Below are 566 nucleotides of genomic sequence, written 5' to 3'. Positions count from 1 at the left end.
CTTCTTCGAATTTAAAATCATTACGGCTAACGTTCAGCCATTCCATAATACTTGAGGCAGGGATTCCCCAAAGATAAGCTTGGGTTGCACGCTGAAAATCCATTTCATTCAACATGTTTTTCATTGTTTCTTGTGTCGGAAAATCTGCTTCAAATTTCAACTCACCCACGCGGCTTGGAACCACCGTTTCTTGTGCAAAGACAGCGGCAGACAGAAGCATACTCGTCACTGCTACTGCTAAAATGCGCTTTTTCATATGGAAGTAATCCTTATCTTATTAGATGGTGTTGCTCAAATTAGAACAAGTCTTTTCAAGTCAAGATTAGTGTTGAACCGATTATTCTTTGTTCATATCTCAAACCCACCATCATCATAAGGTTCATAGATAAGGAGATAAATTGACCATTTATTATTGGTAATATACCAATTTTGGTATAAGTTAATTTATGCAAACACGGATACGCCTTACACCACCAGAACGTAATCGAATGAAAAATAAAGATAAAAACAAAAAGCCGCTACATAATTTAGATTTGAATCTGCTAAAGATTTTTAGAGTAGTATCG

The 566-nt window shown here is 36.2% G+C and carries 1 pseudogene; it reads right to left on the bottom strand.

Features of this window, described 5'->3' with window-relative positions:
• Positions 1–256, bottom strand: a pseudogene (locus R7Q46_RS29150) (DUF1254 domain-containing protein); the annotation flags it as partial.
• Positions 257–566: the final 310 nt, after the last annotated feature.

This window comes from Vibrio sp. 811, assembly GCF_033339195.1.
Note: the sequence above shows the minus strand (reverse complement) of the source record. Positions and strands in the feature narration are given on the sequence as shown.